Here is a 17,395-nt window from a genome sequence, read left to right as displayed (position 1 = left end):
AGAGACCTAATATCTGTACACAAGCACATTTATTGGAATCCTCGGTAGGTATGTTGTCTTTTACGCTTTCGCACCTACTATCTACGGAATATCATTTATTTTACTTTAAAAATCATACCATGTTTAAGCCTATTTGTCTATACTAATCTAACACTTTAGCCTGATTTACTTTTATTCCAGGTCCCATAGTACTTGAAACTGATACTGATTTTAAATATTGTCCTTTAGCTGCTGATGGTTTAGCTTTAACTACTGCTTCCATTAATGCATGAAAGTTAGCAATTAATTTTTCAGCTCCAAAAGATTTTTTTCCAATAGCTACATGAATTATAGAAGTTTTATCAACTCTATACTCAACTTTACCAGCTTTGATTTCATTTATTGCTTTAGTAACATCAAATGTAACTGTTCCTGATTTTGGATTTGGCATTAAACCTTTAGGTCCTAACACTCTACCCAATTTACCAACAACACCCATCATATCTGGAGTAGCAACAACTATATCAAATCCAAACCAATTTTCCTTTTGAATTTTATCAACTAATTCATCAGTTCCAACAAAATCTGCTCCTGCAAGTTCTGCTTCTTTAGCTTTATCACCTTTAGCAAAAACTAGGACTTTAACACTTTTGCCTGTTCCATAAGGAAGTACTACTGCACCTCTAACTTGTTGATCTGCATGTCTTGGATCAACACCAAGACTTATAGCAAGCTCTATTGTTTCATCGAATTTAGCCTTAGATGTTTTTACTACAAGGTCCATAGTTTCTTTTGGTGTATATAAAGCACTTTTATCTATAAGTTTAGCGCTTTCTTTGTAATTTTTTCCCATAATAGTATCCTCCTTCGTGGTAATAACGGTTTTTACCTCCCACGTAATTAATTCAAAATTATTCTTCTACAACTATTCCCATACTTCTTGCTGTTCCAGCTATCATACTCATAGCAGATTCAATTGATGCTGCATTTAAATCTGGCATCTTGAGTTCTGCTATCTCTCTTACTTTAGCTTTAGAAACTGTAGCAATTTTGGTTTTGTTTGGAACACCAGAACCGCTTTCTAAACCAACTGCTTTCTTTAATAATATAGCTGCTGGTGGAGTCTTTAGTATAAAACTAAAAGATCTATCTTGATATACTGTTATAACTACTGGTATTATCATGCCTGCTTGATCAGCAGTTTTCGCATTGAATTCTTTACAAAATCCCATAATATTAACACCATGTTGTCCAAGTGCTGGTCCAACTGGTGGTGCCGGAGTAGCTTTTCCTGCTGGAAGTTGAAGTTTTATCATCCCTGTTATTTTCTTAGCCATGAATTTATACCTCCTATATTGTGGTAATCGGATTAAAAATCCTCCCACTTAATAAAACTTTCGTTTTATTTAGTACTTAGTCTAATTTTTGTATCTGATTAAATTCTAGCTCAACAGGGGTTTCCCTGCCAAACATATTTATAAGTGCTTTGATTTTTTGCTTTTCCAAATGAATTTCTTGTATTAGAGCAACAAATCCTTCTAATGGTCCGAATGTTACCTGTATGCTCTCGCCTACTTCGTAATCAGAAACTATAGTTTTTTCTGCAATCCCCATAGTTCTAACTTCATCCTCAGTAAGAGCTACCGGCTTAGAACCCGGCCCTACGAATCCTGTTACTCCTCTTGTGTTTCTAACTATGTACCAAGATTCATCTGTCATAAGCATTTTCACCATCACATAACCTGGAAATACTTTTTTTAAAGTTATTTTTTGTTTTCCATCCTTTACTTCAACTACTTCTTCCATAGGAACTTGAATATCATGTACATATTCTTCAAGGTTTCTATTTTCGATCGCTTTTTCTAGGTTAACTTTAACTTTATTTTCATAACCAGAATATGTATGTACAACGTACCATTTAGCTTTATCTGCCATAGCTCAAGGGGTGGAGAATTCCGTCCCCTACCTCCCTCCTTTACCTTATTTAAAGATTAGCATATAGAGGTTATTAAACCCATAATCCAACAAACCTACAAATACTACAAAAAGTAAAGTAAAACTCGCCACTGCAAAAGTTGCTTTTTTAACATCTTGTTTTGAAGGCCAAGTTATTCTTTTCGTTTCTGCCTTAAGTTCCTTGAAAAAATTTACTATGCCTCTTTTGTTTGGTTTTTCTTTTAATTTAACATTCCCAGTAACAGCCATCTTATTCACATCCCCACTGTTTTTGTGTTTATGCTATATTATTTTGTTTCTTTATGAAGTGTATGTTTGTGGCAGAACTTACAGTATTTCTTCATTTCTATTCTGTCTGGATTATTTTTTTTGTTTTTCATTGTATTGTAATTTCTCTGTTTGCAATCATTACAAGCTAGAGTTACTTTTACTCTCACAATCTACACCTCCCGATTTTTCATCTATTTCAGAAAACTCATGCTTATTAAGCGCTAAGCTATCTTTAGCATTTTTATTATACTTATATAAGTTATCACAACTTAATACATATGTCAATGAATTAGTTAAGGACACTTTTCCATTAAACGTTCCTGCCGTTAATAATTCAGCGTCATATTTTTTTCTAAGGACTAAGCATAAGTCATTTTTCCACCTTATGCCTAGTACCATTGTAGCTTTTCTATACTATTTAACTATTGAAGTAACAACTCCTGAACCTACTGTTCTTCCACCTTCTCTGATTGCAAATCTTAATCCTTCATCCATTGCTACTTGAGTGATTAATTCTACATTCATGTCTATGTGATCTCCTGGCATTACCATTTCCATTCCGTCTGGTAATTTTATTGATCCAGTTACATCTGTTGTTCTAAAATAAAATTGTGGTCTATATCCGTCAAAGAATGGTGTATGTCTTCCGCCTTCTTCTTTTTTAAGAACATATACTTGACCTACAAATTTTGCATGTGGATGTATTGAACCTGGTTTTGCAAGTACTTGACCTCTTTGAATGTCAGCTCTTTGAACTCCTCTTAATAATGCTCCAATGTTGTCTCCAGCCATTGCTTGATCTAGAAGTTTTCTGAACATTTCAACTCCTGTACATACAACTTTTCTCTTATCTTCGCTAAGTCCAACTATTTCTACTTCTTCTCCAACCTTAAGTATCCCAGTTTCAACTCTTCCTGTAGCAACTGTTCCTCTACCTGTGATTGTGAATACATCTTCTACTGGCATTAAGAATGCTTTATCTGTTGCTCTTTCAGGTGTTGGGATGTAAGTATCTACAGCTTCCATTAATTCATATATGCATTTTGTTGCTTCTGGATCTGTTGGATTTTCTAATGCTTTTAATGCTGATCCTGTTACAATTGGAATATCATCACCTGGGAAGTCATACTCACTTAATAGTTCTCTTACTTCCATTTCAACAAGTTCTAATAATTCTGGATCATCTACCATATCTGCTTTGTTTAAGAATACTACTATATAGCCTACTCCAACTCTGCTTGCAAGTAATATATGCTCTCTTGTTTGAGGCATTGGACCATCTGCTGCACTAACAACTAGGATTGCTCCATCCATTTGTGCTGCTCCTGTAATCATGTTCTTTACATAATCTGCATGTCCTGGGCAATCAACATGTGCATAATGTCTATTTTCTGTTTCATATTCAACATGTGATGTATTAATTGTTATTCCTCTTTCTCTTTCCTCTGGTGCTTTATCAATTTGGTCAAATCTTGATACTTCTGCTAATCCTTTAGTTGCAAGTACAGCAGTTATTGCAGCTGTTAATGTTGTCTTGCCGTGATCTACGTGCCCTATTGTTCCTATGTTTACATGTGGTTTGGTTCTTTCAAACTTTGCCTTTGCCATTTTGTATTCCTCCTTGTTTAAATAATACCGTTTTTTGTTCGTAAACTCATCCTAGTGTACTGCATGACCTTAATAGCTATGGAGCCCATAACCGGGATTGAACCGGTGACCTCCACCTTACCAAGGTGACGCTCTTCCGACTGAGCTATATGGGCATTTAATTTTGGAGCGGGAAACGGGGCTTGAACCCGCGACACCCAACTTGGGAAGCTGGTGCTCTACCACTGAGCTACTCCCGCTGAAGTACAACTTAAAGCTATACACCAGTTATTAATTTTACTATTGTTTGTTTTTTTTGTCAATACATTTTTACCTTTTACTTAGACATTTTTCTAATTTCCTTTTAACTCTTTGCAAAGCATTATCAATGGACTTTGCATGCCTATCTAAATCACAAGCAATTTCTTGATAAGATTTACCATCTAGGTATGACATAAGCACCTCCATCTCAAGTTCCGATAAGACTTCACCAATTTCATTTTGAATACTTATTACTTCCTCACGACTTATAACCAACTCTTCTGGATCAGTAATTTTAGCACCTGATAACACATCCAATAATGTTCTGTCTGATTCCTCGTCATATATTGGTTTATTTAAGGATATATATGTATTAAGGGGAATGTGTTTTTGACGAGTGGCTGTTTTTATTGCTGTAATTATCTGCCTAGTAACACAAATTTCTGCAAAAGCCCTAAAAGAAGATAATCTATCTGCCTTAAAATCTCTAATAGCCTTATAGAGACCTATCATTCCTTCCTGGTAAATATCTTCTTTATCGGCACCAATCAAAAAATAAGACTTAGCCTTTGCCTTAACAAAATTTTTGTATTTATTTATTAAATATTCTTGTGCACGAACATTGCTAATTTGTGCCTCAATAACAACTTCCTCATCCAATCTTTCTTCAAAGCTTGAAGTATTCACACTAGCTTTAATGATTTTTTCCAACAAATATCCCCTCCACACCAACCATGTGTCATATAAATGATTATACCTCAGAGCAATTTATATAGTCAAGAAAATTCAACGACTCCTTCTCATTTTCTCAAGTTTTTCCAATGTTTTTTCATCTATTCTCTCTTCTAACCAATTTCTTTTTTCCAAATATTTTTTTTCAATCTCTATTTCAATCTTCCTCTGTGTATTGACTACTTCATGATAAAATTCAATTGAAGACATCCTTGTAGCTCCTCTTTGGAATGTAATCTGTTGTTCTAAGGAGTCAGATGTAATTACACAAACTTCAGTGTTTCGTCCTATGTTGTTAACCATTTTTTCAATATAATTATCTGCTGTTTCACCCTCTTTTGTAAAAACCACAACTAAGTTCCCTTGTCTCTCTTTTTTTTGAATACTACCCTTAACTAATTGTGCATCAAAGACTATAACCATTTTATAGCCCTTGAATGCTACATAGTTTTGGAGGATACCTACAAGCTGAACCCTTGAAGATTCATAACTATATTCTTTAACCTTTTTGAGACTTGGCCAACTATTAATAACATTATATCCATCAACGAAAAGTGTTCTCACTTTTTACCTCATCTAATTTTTTGTTTCATAATTTCATACATTACTATGCCAGCTGCAACAGAAGCATTTAAAGATGTTATTTTTCCTACCATTGGTATTTTCACTAGAACGTCACATTTTTCTTTTGTAAGTTTTGCGATGCCTCTACCTTCACTTCCAATTACAAGAGCTACAGATCCTGTTAAATCCGTATTGAAAATATAATCTTCTCCATCCATATCGGCACCGTAAACCCACACTCCACGTTTTTTTATTTCTTCTATGGCTACATTTATGTTAGTTACTTTTGCTATTTTTACGTGTTCAATTGCACCAGCAGATGTTTTATACACCGTAGGCGTAGCTCCTACATTTTTTCTCTTAGGTATTATTATTCCATGAGCTCCACATACCTCTGCGGTTCGTATTATAGACCCAAAATTGTGTGGATCTTCAATTTCATCTAATATAATTATAAAAGGCTTTTCTCCTTTTTCCTCTGCATATTTAAATATATCATTTATTTCAAAATATTTGTATGGTGTTACTACAGCAATAACCCCTTGATGTGATGAAGTTTGTGACATCTCATCTAGCTTTCTTCTATCTACTTCTTTTGTAACAATTCCCTTTTCTTTAGCCAATGCTAATACCACGCTTATAGATCCTACCATATCACCTTTAGCAATAAGAATATACTCTACAGTTCTATCTGATTTTAATGCTTCTATAACTGCATTTCTTCCTTCAATTAAATCTTCTCTAATAATCTTAAGCTCAATTTCTCCGCCTGTATTGCCATTCTTAGAGCTTATTTCAGATTTCACTCTATTCCCCTTATTATTTGCTACTACATTCTCTTCATTTTGCCTAGTTTTTCTATTTATTACTTTGCTTTTATCTTCTTTATTACCTGTAAATTCTCTACTTTCCTTAACACCATGATCGCCCGTTCTATTTCTTCTAGGCATTGCTCCACTTTTATCTTCCTTGCCACCTGCAAATCCTCTAGTTACTTTAGCACTTTTTTCACTAGTCCTCACTCTCTTAGATGCAAAGCCTGGTCTTTCTTCTCTACTACTTGCAAATCCATTACTACCTTTATTTCCTTGATATTTTTTATTGTCACTCATTTTAAATTCCTCTCCATTCCATCTATTTCATCTCGTATTCTTTTCTTACTTCCGTAGTCTTTCCACAACACATTTTACCCTCAGGACATTGTCCACTAACGCAACTTGGTCCTGCATATCTAAAAAGTGATGGTGCTACTTCTCTAGCTTGCATCAGCATTGTTTTGGCCATTTTGCGTATTTCCCACTGAGCTCTTGTGCAACATCTCTGATTAAAGAAATGCATTAATTCTCTAGCATTCATAGTAGCTATTATTTTAGTCTCACAAGCATTTGGGAATACATACCGTGCGTCTTCGATGGCTTTTTTCTCCGCTTTATTTTTAAGAATTAAATATTGTTTTTTTTCAATTTCTTCAACATTTGTAAGCTTTTCAGCCCTTAAATATTCCTCTATAAAGTTTGTTAATTCATTCTTAGACAATATCTCAACTAACTTATTGTACTCCTCTTGAACACGCTTCATGGATTGTATGAAAATTTCCTTTGCCTGCTCATCTTTCTCAATATTAGGTGGAATTATGTATTCAAATTGTTTAAGTTGTACATATCTCTGACTCTGTTGAGAATATGATGCTACCCTATGTCTAACTAATTGATGTGTTAAGCTTCTAGATATCCCCTCAACTGCAAAAGTAAAGCTTACATGTTCTATTGGTGAATGATGTCCATAAGTCATTAATGTTTTTATAAATTTATTTGTTTTTTGTTCATCTAAATTTTCTAATATTTCATCAATTCCTACTTGACTATAACAAAGTTTAGCTGCTGCTGCTATAATTTTTTCTGGATTCGGTGTATGTTCTATTAATTTAACCTTAAGCATAATTACTCATCTCCTAAATCAAGATTTATAATTTTCTCGAATATGTCGTTTAATCTTTCATTCTTTTCACTTAAGTATAAAAAACCTACTAAAGCTTCAAAGCCTGTAGCCCACTTATATTCATTTAAATCCGCATTTTTAGGTGTTGTGCCACTTTTAGAATTTCTAGCTCTTTTAAAAATTCCAAGTTCCTCTTCGTCTAAATCTGCTATTAAATTTTTCATATACTCACTTTGTGCATGCGCTTTTACATACGAAACCGCCTTAACGTGAATTTTATGTGCATTCATATCTCTATTTTTTTCTACAAGGTAGGATCTGATAAATACCTCATAAATTGCATCTCCAACTATTGCAAGCACTAGTGGATTTAACTGCCTAACTTGCGCCACTGTAAATTTGCCTTTTAGCATATTAAATTCCATGATTAGTCTCCTTTTTAATATTAGACATTCCTATTTTCGATTTACTTTTTACATATATCAAATTTAAAATAAAAACGACAAAAAAAATAAAAATCCACCCTGTTTTAGGGCGAATTTCATCGCGGTACCACCTAAATTTGTACTTATTTGTTAACGGTATATATTACCGGTAGTTTCGCTACAGCTCCAAAGCAGGTTCAAAACCTTTGAAAATCTCTCAACCTAGTATTTTCTCTCTGTAAATTGGTTTCTACTATTCTTCATCATTACTTAATATTTAATTTATGTGTGACATTTTATAGTTACTAATAAATATACACATTATATCCGATAATGTCAACAGTAGTTTCTTTGCAATATTTGCATAGCTATATCTAAATCTTCTGGTGTTGTAACCTTTATATTATCGTAACTACCTTCGTAAAGGTATACTTTATTACCATATTCTTCGACCACCATCGTATCATCAGTTACTTTAATACCCTCACTAATAATTTTTTTGTGGCATTCTAATATAAGATTATACCTAAAAGCTTGTGGGGTTTGAACACAAAAAAGCATCTCTCTCTTAAGTGTTTTTATAGAAAACCCAGAAGAATCTTTAATCTTAATAGTATCTTTAGGTTGTACTCCACAAGCTGCCGCTCCATATAAATCAGCATAAATAATAGCATTTCTAATAATATCTTCGTTAACAAAAGGTCTAGCCCCATCATGAATAAGTACAATCTCGCAATTTGTTACAGCCTTTAGACCATTTAAAACTGAATATTGTCTTTCTTTACCACCGCTAACAACACTTTTCACCTTTGAAAAGTTATATTTTTTAATTATTTGTTTATTACAATAATCTACTTCAGCTTCTGCAGCAACTACTATAATTTCATCTATAAAGTTGCTTTTTGAAAAAGCCTCCAAAGTATAGTATAAAATTGGGTATCCTTTAATATTTAGATACTGCTTATTAATAGATTTTCCCATCCTTTTTCCTTTACCCGCCGCCAAAATTATGGCGCAGTTTCTACCCATAAAAATCCTCACTTACATCTTAAAACTAACTTTTCACTAAAGAATCTTTATTTTTAGCAAAAATCATTCTACCTGCAGCCGTCTGGAGTACTGATGTTACAATAACAACTATATTCTCACCAATATACTTTCGTCCACCTTCAACAACAATCATTGTTCCATCATCTAAATAAGCTATTCCTTGCCCTGATTCTTTTCCATCTTTCATAACTTGGATTTTCATTTCTTCCCCCGGAAGTACTACTGGTTTTACTGCGTTTGCAAGTTCATTAATATTTAAAACCGGAACTCCCTGAAATTCAGCTACCTTATTAAGGTTGAAATCGTTTGTAATTACTTTGCCGTTCAAAACCTGAGCTAATTTGAGTAATTTACTATCTACTTCTGCAATGTCTGGAAAATCTTTTTCCCAAATCTCAACCTCAATATTTAATTCCTTTTGTATTTTATTTAGTATATCTAGTCCTCGTCTTCCTCTATTCCTCTTAAGCCCATCTGATGAATCAGCAATATGCCTAAGTTCCTCTAATACAAACGTTGGTATTACGAGTGGACCTTCAACAAAACCAGTTTGACAAATATCAAATATTCTGCCATCAATTATTACCGATGTATCTAATACTTTTGGATTTTCATTAGTAAACCCCTTGATTTTTTTATCTTTAAACCCGTTGCTTTTTTTGATACTTGTAAAGAAAGCTAATATTTCATCTCTTTTTCTAGCACAAATATCTGCTCCTAAAGCTATCATTATAACTGTAAAAATAATTACAATAATAGTCCATAAAGGTGATTTATAATTAAATAACCCTGAAAACAAAGATGCAATTACAAGCCCTATTATCGCTCCTCCTGTACCAAAAACAATTTGTGACGTTGGCATTTTCTGTGTGCTTTTCACTACATACTCCATGAATTTCATTATAAAAGACACTAGTATAGGAGATATCAAAAATAAAATAACCCCAACAATCAAAGTAGAAAAAATGATGAATATTATTCCTTGAATTGTACCCTCTTTAAAATAACTAAACCCCGCTAAATAGCTTGTGCTTAGAAGCATCTCACCTATTAGATACCCTAAAATTAATCCTATGATTGTAAAAAGTCCTCTAAAAATTTTTTTTAACAAAAAAATTCACCTCCCCTTAAATTATTAACACTTATTCGAATTTATATCCCGTTATTATCTAATATATACTATAAATGAGTGTATTTCAATAAAATATGTCACACAATCAACAATTTATTAAACTAAACTCCTTATTTTACATAATGCTTGTTCCATGTTAAGTTCAAAAGCTAACATTATTTCACTAGCAACCATTCCTTCAACTCTTTCTAAAATCTTGACCTCTCCTGGCGGTAGCATATCTTTCTTTTGTAAATAATATAAATCTCTAATTACCTCACACATTTTCAAAGCACTCCCACTTTGAATTTTTTTCTTGTTGCTTCTATACCTATTGTTCCAATTTCTTTCAATAAAATCTGAATCACTCGCTATTGTATTTAAAATATCCTCTAATTCTACTTTATTTAAAATTCCCCTTACTCTATAATTTTCAATTTTATTTATTGGAATCATAAAATTCATGTTATCTAATAAAAGATATATATTTACATATTTACATTCTATATTAGATGATTCTTCGTCATATATATCCTTTACATATCCAGCACCATAATCTGATATAAATATTTTCTCACCAATATTTAACATACCATTCCCCCTATTAATAAAACTCCTATTGATTTATTATATATTCATAAGGTGAAATGCGTACTTAGTTTATTGACAAAACCGTAATGTGAATCCTATAATGTAGCTAATTAAATTTTTACAAGGAGTTGAACTTAATGAAAGATTGTATATTTGATAATTTTCAAAATTCTGTAGATGAATCCCTATTACGGCATAGAAGTGTTTTAGATGTAATTACTAAACTTCAAGAATCTGACGCTAGAGTCAATAGGGCTGTTGCAAAATCTGTTACCAATTGTGGCTGTATTAAGTTAGAAGAAAAAACCATATACACGCCACCTAATATAGACGATTTAAATTTAGATACCCCCGCTGCTTCTCATTCTCCGGTGCAAGGTGCTCTATGTGAAAACTGTAGGGAAGTTTTAGAAAAAGAACTTGGTAACAATCTTTTTTATATTACTTCATTATGTAATATTTTAGGTTTGAATTTATATGACATTCTTTTAAAAGAATACGACAAAATTAGCACCCTTGGTAAATATACCATGCGCTAGCAAATATTGCACAAGATAAGTTATACCTTATTTTGTGCTAAATTTGCTTGTCTAGCATAAATTGCTCTTTCAACCTTCTTAATCCGTTTTTAATAGCTTTGGCTCTTGCTTCCCCAATTCCCTCTACGCTATCAAGCTGTTCATAAGAAGCTTCCATTGTTGCTTTTAATTCTCTAAAGTGCTTAACTAGATTTTCAATAACATTTACAGGTATTCTAGGTATTTTATTTAGCATCCTATATCCTCTTGGAGAAATTAAAGTATCAACTAAAGGAACCCCTACATATCCAATAATTCTAGATATAAACTCTAAATCTATTAGTTCAGCTGAAGTCATATTTTCTATTTGTCTATACATCTGGGTATAATCCATACCACTTTGACAATAATCTCTTATTAATAATATTCCATCTTCCTCAACACTTCTAATTAATTCATTTAGTTGCATTGAAATTAGCCTACCCTCATTGCCTAGTTCACATATATGCCTTTCTATTTCTCCAACTATTCTCATAACCATCTCTGTCCTTTGTATTGCTGATAGTACATCAAACAATGTAGCTAAATCTTGAAATTCTAAAAGATTTAAATTACTTACTACTCGCTCAAGCACTGAAACATATTTCTCTAATGTTTGGATAGCTTGATTCGCTTTTGCTAAAATAATACTACTATCTCTTAACACATATTTTATATCATCCTTATAAACAGTTATAATAGTTCTTCTTTGTGATATTGCAACAACAACGTACCCTGTTTGTTTAGCTATTCTTTGCGCAGTTCTATGTCTTGTTCCAGTTTCATAAGTTGGTATTGTGGAGCTTGGCATAAGTTGAGTATTAGCATATAATATTTTTTTCAAATCGCTACTTATTACTATAGCTCCATCCATCTTTGCTAATTCATATATATAAGCAGGACTATAGTCCGCATTTATTCCAAATCCACCATCTACAATATCTAATATTTCCTTACCATTTCCTAAAACAATAAGTCCACCAGTTTTAGCTCTAAGAATATTTTCAAGACCTTCTCTAAGCGAAGTACCAGGTGCCAGCATTTTCAATATACTCATAAGTTCCTTACTTTTCTCTTCTCTCATCCTTTTCTCCCTACTTAATAAATTATAAATTAAAGTTATATATTAAAATGAATTCTATATTTTCTATAAATTAAAAAACCACTCTAGAGTGGTTTACAAAAAAATATTACATTTTAATTATATACTTTTTAATGTATATAAACAATATTAAATATGTAAAATTTTAAAAATCAATTCACCATTTTCCATAACAACACTTATATTATCACCTTTATTAATATTCCCCATCAGTATTTCTTCAGATAATTTATCTTCCACAACTTTAGTTATTTCTCGCCTTAATGGTCTTGCTCCATAATTTCTATTAAATCCTGCCTTAGCCAAATGCTTCTTAGTTTCATCATCAAAACTAATATTAATTTTAAGATCTTCAAGACGTCCCTTCACAACTTTAAGCATTAACTCTACTATTTTACATAAATCATCCTGTTCTAGTGAATGAAATACAATAATATCATCTATTCTATTTAAAAACTCTGGTCTAAATGAAACTTTTAGCTCTTCCATTATATTTTCTTTCATCTTTTCATATTCAGAACTCACGCCATTTTCCTTTATATCAAATCCTAGCGACTTTTGCTTTTTAAGAGCAGACGCCCCTACGTTAGATGTCATTATAATTACTGTATTTTTAAAGTCTATTGTTTTACCTTTTCCATCGGTTAACCTTCCGTCATCTAATATTTGCAATAAAATATTAACTACATCTGGATGAGCTTTTTCAATTTCATCGAAAAGAATGACTGAATATGGGTTTCTTCTCACTTTTTCTGTTAGTTGTCCACCTTCATCAAATCCAACATATCCTGGAGGTGAACCCATAAGCCTCGAAACTGTATGCTTATCCATATATTCTGACATATCTATTCTTATCATGTTATTTTCATCACCAAACATAGCCTCAGCTAGTGCTTTAGATAATTCTGTTTTCCCTACACCAGTCGGCCCTAAAAATATAAAAGAACCTATTGGTCTTTTGGGATCTTTTAACCCTACTCTTGCACGTCTTATTGCACTTGAAATAGATTTAACTGCTTCATATTGACCTATCACTCTCGCATGTAGTAACTTCTCCAATTTTAATAATTTTTCTGATTCCTTTTGCGTCAATTTTTCTATTGGAATATTAATCCATTTTGATACAATATTAGCAATTTCGAGTTCTGAAACTATTAGTTCATCCGCTTGATTTTGTGTTTTCCAACTGTTTTTAGAATTATATAATTTCTCCTTTAACTTTCTTTCGGTGTCTCTTATTTTAGCCGCCTTTTCGAAATCCTGTACTGATATAGCATCCAATTTTTCTTTAGAAATTTTATCTATTTCATCTTCTAAATTTTTAAGATTTGGCGGAGCGGTCAAATTTCGAATCCTAACCTTTGCCCCCGCCTCATCTATAAGATCTATTGCTTTATCAGGTAAATATCTATCCGCAATATACCTATGGGACAAATTAACAGCGGCCTCTATTGCGCTATCGGTGATCTTAACTCTATGATGTGCTTCATACTTATCCCTTAATCCTTTTAATATTTCAACAGCTTCTTGTTTACTTGGCTCTCCTACAATAATAGGTTGAAATCTTCTCTCAAGTGCCGCATCTTTTTCAATGTGCTTTCTATATTCGTCTATAGTTGTTGCCCCTATGCATTGTATTTCTCCACGAGCAAGTGATGGTTTTAATATATTAGATGCATCAATAGCCCCCTCAGCTCCACCTGCCCCAATTATAGTATGAATTTCGTCTATAAATATAATAATATTTCCTGCGACGACTATTTCTTTCATAACCTTTTTAAGCCTTTCCTCAAACTCTCCTCTATATTTCGAACCTGCAACCATAGAAGATATATCTAAAGTTATAACTCTTTTATCTTTTAAAATCTCCGGGATACTCCCAGAAGCTATTCTTTGTGCAAGTCCCTCTGCTATAGCAGTCTTACCTACGCCCGGCTCCCCTATAAGGCACGGATTATTCTTCATCCTTCTACATAAAATTTCTAAAAGCCTTTGAGTTTCATTATCTCTTCCTATAACAGGATCAAGCTTACCTTCTTTTGCCATTTCAGTTAAATCTTTTCCGAAATGATCTAAGGTCGGCGTACTGTGATTTCCTTTTTCTTTTGATATACTTCCCTTCGGATTACCTTCAGAGCACCAATTATTTAATATATCATTTTTTAGTATATTAAAGTCTGCTCCTAAGTTAGCTAATATTGTATATGCAACTCCCTCTGATTCTTTAATCAATGCAAGTAAAATGTGTTCTGGACTAATATAATTGTGATTTAAATTTCTTGCTTCAATTAAACTTAGTTCTAATAGGCGTTTCGTTCTTGGCGTCAAAGGTATCTCATTTCTGCGCATTTCTACGTCGCCTTCACCTTCATACTCTATTACTAATTTTTTTACCTCGACCGACGTAATTTTCATATTATTTAATGACTTTTTACATACACCATCTTGTTCCTTTAAAATTCCTAACAGTATATGTTCTGTTCCTACATAACCATGCTTTAATTGTTGTGCTTCCTCTTGAGCATATACTAAAACCTTTTGTGCTCTTTCTGTAAATTTATTGAACATCATGTTCAAACACCTCACTTGCAATAAATTTTCTTATTATTTTAATTATGCCCAATTTTATCCTAATTATTGCATGATATAATAGCATTACGTAATTATTTAATAAAAAAGGACATGCTTAAAATATTCTATACTAAAATACTTTAAGCATATCCTTATTAAAATGTATTTTTTAATACGCAAACTCATTAAGAGATTTCCATATTAATATATTTTCTATCTTTATACAGCATAGAAATACCCGTTTCATAATCTAAAAAATTAATGATTATACATTTATCATCATAACATCTAATGTTAATTTTTTCACTCTCTTTTAAAACTACGTCTATTTCTGAATTATCTTTAAAATATGTGAACCTTTTAATTTTACCTAATAGCTCTACAATATTATTCTTATTTTTAATCATTTCGTTCCTCCTAATTTAATTTAATTTTAATCTTTTCTTACACCCTCATAAATACATATAACTTCCCAGTTGTTTTATTCCATATATTTACTATTCTATAAAACTATTTTTATACCTTGTTTCTATTATAATTTTCGTAATGGTTTTTTTTACATTTTCATTCATAATATATTAATAATATGTAAATATTTTAAAATAAGAATTACCTACCTAGTAATATTATTGCATGGTTATAACGCATTATTTATTAACGCTAAAAATAAGTAGTAATTCTAGAATTACTACTTATTCACATTTAATTATTTATATAAATTTACTTAGCCATAAATGCTTCAATTTCATCTACAGTCTTAATTATTTGTTTTGAAAGATTTTCACACCCATCTTTTGTGATTAGTATATCATCCTCTATTCTAATTCCGATATTCTCTTCTTCTATATAAAGTCCCGGTTCATTAGTACATACCATACCAGGTTTCAATTTTATGTCACGGTTTCCTACATCATGAGTATCTAATCCTAAATAATGACTTACCCCATGGAAATAATACTTAGATAGTTCACTCGGTTCTTTAATAAGACCTAACTCTATACATCCAGCTGCAAGTACCTCTTTAGCCGTTTCATTTAAAACTGAGAACAATATACCAGGTTTTGCAATTGCTATTACTGCTTCCTGCGCTTTTAATACTACATTATAAACTTGTTTTTGTCTTTCTGTATATTTCCCATTAACAGGGAATGTACGGCTTATATCCGCATTGTAATATTTATACTGAGCCCCCAAATCAAACAAAACTAATTCACCATCCTGAATCTCACTATCATTTTTTACATAATGAAGTATAGTTGCATTCTTACCACATGCTGCAATGGTATGAAAAGCATAATCTGTTACACCGTCACTTTTCAATGAAAAATCAAAGTAAGCCTCTAATTTATATTCTTTAATACCAACTTTCGCATTTTTCATTAGTTGTTTTATACCCATGTCTGTAATATCTATAGCTTTCCTTATTAACTTTATTTCTTCCTCTGATTTAATAAGTCTAAGACTCGCTATTTCATGGTATATGTTTTGTACCTTTAAATAAGGGTATCTTTTCGTTACAACTTTTGCAAACCTTTGTGGTGTAGACATTGATATATCAAACTCTTGTCTTTCAAGATCCAAATATAAATTTTCAATTTTCGTTTTCTCTAAAATTGCGTTAAATAAATTTTCAAAATTCTCTACAAATTCAATATTTTGTATACCAGAGATTTCTTTTGCCTCAGCTTTAGACATTTTCTCTCCTACCCACCTAGCCAATACTGGGTTATTTCTCTCTACAAATAATGTCTCTTCAGCCTTGCCCTTTATTTTTACTATCATTAAAATCATTTTATCTTTATCAACACCTGTTAAATAATAAAAATTTCTATTTGGAGTAAATGCATATTTTTCATCTGCTGATTTATATGGTGCTTCACCTGCAAATATTAATGTTATTGAATTTTCTTCTAAGCTTCCCCAAAGATTTTTCCTATTTATATTAAATAATGTATTTTTCATTTCAATTCCCCTCCCAATGAATATTTTAAAATGTATTATTTATTATTATAATATATCACTCAATTTAATGACATTCAAGACTTTATAGTAAGCCTCTTTAGAACATCCGCCTATCTTATTGAAAATATTGTAACTTCATAACTATCTTTCTTTTTGCGAAGTAATATAGTATTCACCATTTTGCATATCTCCTTGAGTCACTATAGTAAAACTATTATTTTCTAACATTTCACAGAGTATTTTCATTTCCTCAGAGTTTTTCATTCTTGAAGTAATTGTAAATCTATCATTTTGTGAAATTATTCCCATATAATCATGAATGCTACTATAATCACTTAAATTAATATTCCCAGGAATATCTAATCTATATTCAGACATTTCATTTCCCCCTCTTTACTGTTCTTAACATTAGGTTCTGTAATTTCAGGTAAAATATCCGTATTTATTATAAAAAATAAAAGTACCTATAATATAAAATTATTGGTACTTAACTACATATTATAAATAAATATAAATTACTAATAACACTCATATTTATTATACACACTTAATATAATATTTGTTTATTAACTTAATCCTATAATTCTCTACAAAATAAAAAAAGCTAATAATTAGCTTTTGTATATCTTAAACATATTATTACATTATAAAAATGGCTCCGCGAAAAGGATTTGAACCTTCAACCTATCGGTTAACAGCCGAGCGCTCCACCGTTGAGCTATCGCGGAACATTACCTAG

Annotated in this window: 21 protein-coding genes, 3 tRNA genes and 1 other annotated feature (1 of these 25 cut by a window edge); of the genes, 1 reads left to right on the top strand and 23 read right to left on the bottom strand. The window is 31.7% G+C overall.

The annotated features are described in order from the left end of the window. Positions 1–105 (bottom strand) — a sequence feature (ribosomal protein L10 leader region); it reaches 32 nt to the left of the window's first position. A gap of 37 nt (positions 106–142) precedes the next feature. From rplA to KPL54_RS11345, 17 genes are all read right to left on the bottom strand, one after another. Continuing rightward, the gene (gene rplA, locus KPL54_RS11425) at positions 143–832 is read right to left on the bottom strand and encodes a 50S ribosomal protein L1 (RefSeq protein ID WP_071614643.1); all 690 of its coding nucleotides are present in this window, start codon (positions 830–832) and stop codon (positions 143–145) included. A 58-nt stretch (positions 833–890) separates the two neighbouring features. After that, complete coding sequence (gene rplK / locus KPL54_RS11420) at positions 891–1,316, bottom strand: 50S ribosomal protein L11 (RefSeq protein WP_216106703.1); 426 nt, start codon at positions 1,314–1,316, stop codon at positions 891–893. A gap of 76 nt (positions 1,317–1,392) precedes the next feature. Then, positions 1,393–1,914: a transcription termination/antitermination protein NusG gene (gene nusG, locus KPL54_RS11415; protein ID WP_071614645.1), complete on the bottom strand. Its 522-nt coding sequence runs from the start codon at positions 1,912–1,914 to the stop codon at positions 1,393–1,395. A 45-nt stretch (positions 1,915–1,959) separates the two neighbouring features. Further along, complete coding sequence (gene secE, locus KPL54_RS11410; protein ID WP_216106702.1) at positions 1,960–2,184, bottom strand: preprotein translocase subunit SecE; 225 nt, start codon at positions 2,182–2,184, stop codon at positions 1,960–1,962. A 38-nt stretch (positions 2,185–2,222) separates the two neighbouring features. Further along, the gene (gene rpmG / locus KPL54_RS11405; RefSeq protein ID WP_071614647.1) at positions 2,223–2,372 is read right to left on the bottom strand and encodes a 50S ribosomal protein L33; all 150 of its coding nucleotides are present in this window, start codon (positions 2,370–2,372) and stop codon (positions 2,223–2,225) included. Next, on the bottom strand, positions 2,344–2,604 hold the full coding sequence (locus tag KPL54_RS11400; protein WP_216106701.1) for a hypothetical protein: 261 nt from the start codon (positions 2,602–2,604) through the stop codon (positions 2,344–2,346). The genes rpmG and KPL54_RS11400 overlap by 29 nt, the downstream gene beginning before the upstream one ends. A gap of 15 nt (positions 2,605–2,619) precedes the next feature. Continuing rightward, the gene (tuf, locus tag KPL54_RS11395) at positions 2,620–3,813 is read right to left on the bottom strand and encodes an elongation factor Tu (RefSeq protein ID WP_071614634.1); all 1,194 of its coding nucleotides are present in this window, start codon (positions 3,811–3,813) and stop codon (positions 2,620–2,622) included. Positions 3,814–3,892: 79 nt separating this feature from the next. Next, a tRNA-Thr gene (locus tag KPL54_RS11390) sits at positions 3,893–3,968 on the bottom strand. 9 nt (positions 3,969–3,977) lie between these two features. Further along, a tRNA-Gly gene (locus KPL54_RS11385) sits at positions 3,978–4,052 on the bottom strand. Between the two features lie 70 nt (positions 4,053–4,122). Further along, positions 4,123–4,764, bottom strand: a complete 642-nt coding sequence (gene sigH, locus KPL54_RS11380; protein ID WP_216106700.1) for an RNA polymerase sporulation sigma factor SigH — start codon at positions 4,762–4,764, stop codon at positions 4,123–4,125. A gap of 75 nt (positions 4,765–4,839) precedes the next feature. Further along, positions 4,840–5,349 carry an NYN domain-containing protein gene (locus KPL54_RS11375; RefSeq protein WP_216106699.1) on the bottom strand — a complete coding sequence of 170 codons (510 nt, stop codon included), beginning with the start codon at positions 5,347–5,349 and terminating at the stop codon, positions 4,840–4,842. 8 nt (positions 5,350–5,357) lie between these two features. Then, positions 5,358–6,299, bottom strand: coding sequence for a 23S rRNA (guanosine(2251)-2'-O)-methyltransferase RlmB (gene rlmB, locus KPL54_RS11370; RefSeq protein ID WP_216106811.1), 942 nt, complete (start codon positions 6,297–6,299; stop codon positions 5,358–5,360). Between the two features lie 184 nt (positions 6,300–6,483). Continuing rightward, a complete protein-coding gene (gene thyX, locus KPL54_RS11365; RefSeq protein WP_216106698.1) occupies positions 6,484–7,287 on the bottom strand; it encodes an FAD-dependent thymidylate synthase in 804 nt (267 codons plus the stop codon). Positions 7,288–7,289: 2 nt separating this feature from the next. Then, positions 7,290–7,712 (bottom strand): Mini-ribonuclease 3, encoded by a 423-nt coding sequence (locus tag KPL54_RS11360; protein WP_071614650.1) that lies wholly within the window; start codon positions 7,710–7,712, stop codon positions 7,290–7,292. A 336-nt stretch (positions 7,713–8,048) separates the two neighbouring features. Continuing rightward, the gene (gene ispD, locus KPL54_RS11355; RefSeq protein ID WP_216106697.1) at positions 8,049–8,741 is read right to left on the bottom strand and encodes a 2-C-methyl-D-erythritol 4-phosphate cytidylyltransferase; all 693 of its coding nucleotides are present in this window, start codon (positions 8,739–8,741) and stop codon (positions 8,049–8,051) included. A 25-nt stretch (positions 8,742–8,766) separates the two neighbouring features. After that, positions 8,767–9,873 (bottom strand): PIN/TRAM domain-containing protein, encoded by a 1,107-nt coding sequence (locus tag KPL54_RS11350; RefSeq protein ID WP_216106696.1) that lies wholly within the window; start codon positions 9,871–9,873, stop codon positions 8,767–8,769. A 117-nt stretch (positions 9,874–9,990) separates the two neighbouring features. Further along, the gene (locus tag KPL54_RS11345) at positions 9,991–10,464 is read right to left on the bottom strand and encodes a CarD family transcriptional regulator (RefSeq protein ID WP_216106695.1); all 474 of its coding nucleotides are present in this window, start codon (positions 10,462–10,464) and stop codon (positions 9,991–9,993) included. A 137-nt stretch (positions 10,465–10,601) separates the two neighbouring features. Between KPL54_RS11345 and KPL54_RS11340 the strand changes: the two genes are divergently transcribed. Continuing rightward, on the top strand, positions 10,602–11,003 hold the full coding sequence (locus KPL54_RS11340) for a DUF1573 domain-containing protein (RefSeq protein ID WP_216106694.1): 402 nt from the start codon (positions 10,602–10,604) through the stop codon (positions 11,001–11,003). A 37-nt stretch (positions 11,004–11,040) separates the two neighbouring features. Here the strand turns inward: KPL54_RS11340 and disA are convergent, their stop codons facing one another. From disA to KPL54_RS11310, 6 genes are all read right to left on the bottom strand, one after another. Beyond that, the gene (gene disA / locus KPL54_RS11335) at positions 11,041–12,105 is read right to left on the bottom strand and encodes a DNA integrity scanning diadenylate cyclase DisA (RefSeq protein WP_216106693.1); all 1,065 of its coding nucleotides are present in this window, start codon (positions 12,103–12,105) and stop codon (positions 11,041–11,043) included. A 147-nt stretch (positions 12,106–12,252) separates the two neighbouring features. Beyond that, a complete protein-coding gene (locus KPL54_RS11330; protein ID WP_216106692.1) occupies positions 12,253–14,694 on the bottom strand; it encodes an ATP-dependent Clp protease ATP-binding subunit in 2,442 nt (813 codons plus the stop codon). A 185-nt stretch (positions 14,695–14,879) separates the two neighbouring features. Then, the gene (locus KPL54_RS11325; RefSeq protein WP_216106691.1) at positions 14,880–15,101 is read right to left on the bottom strand and encodes a hypothetical protein; all 222 of its coding nucleotides are present in this window, start codon (positions 15,099–15,101) and stop codon (positions 14,880–14,882) included. Positions 15,102–15,414: 313 nt separating this feature from the next. After that, complete coding sequence (locus KPL54_RS11320) at positions 15,415–16,656, bottom strand: aminopeptidase P family protein (RefSeq protein ID WP_216106690.1); 1,242 nt, start codon at positions 16,654–16,656, stop codon at positions 15,415–15,417. Between the two features lie 141 nt (positions 16,657–16,797). Beyond that, positions 16,798–17,034, bottom strand: coding sequence for a hypothetical protein (locus KPL54_RS11315; protein ID WP_216106689.1), 237 nt, complete (start codon positions 17,032–17,034; stop codon positions 16,798–16,800). A gap of 275 nt (positions 17,035–17,309) precedes the next feature. Further along, positions 17,310–17,384 (bottom strand) — tRNA-Asn (locus KPL54_RS11310). Positions 17,385–17,395 lie beyond the last annotated feature (11 nt).

The organism is Clostridium estertheticum (assembly GCF_018861295.1).
Taxonomy (GTDB): Bacteria; Bacillota; Clostridia; order Clostridiales; family Clostridiaceae; genus Clostridium_AD; species Clostridium_AD estertheticum_D.
This window is presented reverse-complemented; position numbering and strand designations above follow the sequence as displayed.

Excerpts from the sequence above, each read along its gene's own strand:
- thyX (WP_216106698.1), bottom strand. The coding sequence starts at position 7,287 with ATGCTTAAGGTTAAATTAATAGAACATACACCGAATCCAGAAAAAATT.
- nusG (WP_071614645.1), bottom strand. The coding sequence starts at position 1,914 with ATGGCAGATAAAGCTAAATGGTACGTTGTACATACATATTCTGGTTAT.
- KPL54_RS11340 (WP_216106694.1), top strand. The coding sequence starts at position 10,602 with ATGAAAGATTGTATATTTGATAATTTTCAAAATTCTGTAGATGAATCC.
- KPL54_RS11400 (WP_216106701.1), bottom strand. The coding sequence starts at position 2,604 with ATGGTACTAGGCATAAGGTGGAAAAATGACTTATGCTTAGTCCTTAGA.
- KPL54_RS11320 (WP_216106690.1), bottom strand. The coding sequence starts at position 16,656 with ATGAAAAATACATTATTTAATATAAATAGGAAAAATCTTTGGGGAAGC.
- tuf (WP_071614634.1), bottom strand. The coding sequence starts at position 3,813 with ATGGCAAAGGCAAAGTTTGAAAGAACCAAACCACATGTAAACATAGGA.
- KPL54_RS11315 (WP_216106689.1), bottom strand. The coding sequence starts at position 17,034 with ATGTCTGAATATAGATTAGATATTCCTGGGAATATTAATTTAAGTGAT.
- rlmB (WP_216106811.1), bottom strand. The coding sequence starts at position 6,299 with ATGCCTAGAAGAAATAGAACGGGCGATCATGGTGTTAAGGAAAGTAGA.
- secE (WP_216106702.1), bottom strand. The coding sequence starts at position 2,184 with ATGGCTGTTACTGGGAATGTTAAATTAAAAGAAAAACCAAACAAAAGA.
- KPL54_RS11360 (WP_071614650.1), bottom strand. The coding sequence starts at position 7,712 with ATGGAATTTAATATGCTAAAAGGCAAATTTACAGTGGCGCAAGTTAGG.
- disA (WP_216106693.1), bottom strand. The coding sequence starts at position 12,105 with ATGAGAGAAGAGAAAAGTAAGGAACTTATGAGTATATTGAAAATGCTG.
- rplK (WP_216106703.1), bottom strand. The coding sequence starts at position 1,316 with ATGGCTAAGAAAATAACAGGGATGATAAAACTTCAACTTCCAGCAGGA.
- KPL54_RS11325 (WP_216106691.1), bottom strand. The coding sequence starts at position 15,101 with ATGATTAAAAATAAGAATAATATTGTAGAGCTATTAGGTAAAATTAAA.
- ispD (WP_216106697.1), bottom strand. The coding sequence starts at position 8,741 with ATGGGTAGAAACTGCGCCATAATTTTGGCGGCGGGTAAAGGAAAAAGG.
- KPL54_RS11345 (WP_216106695.1), bottom strand. The coding sequence starts at position 10,464 with ATGTTAAATATTGGTGAGAAAATATTTATATCAGATTATGGTGCTGGA.
- KPL54_RS11330 (WP_216106692.1), bottom strand. The coding sequence starts at position 14,694 with ATGATGTTCAATAAATTTACAGAAAGAGCACAAAAGGTTTTAGTATAT.
- rplA (WP_071614643.1), bottom strand. The coding sequence starts at position 832 with ATGGGAAAAAATTACAAAGAAAGCGCTAAACTTATAGATAAAAGTGCT.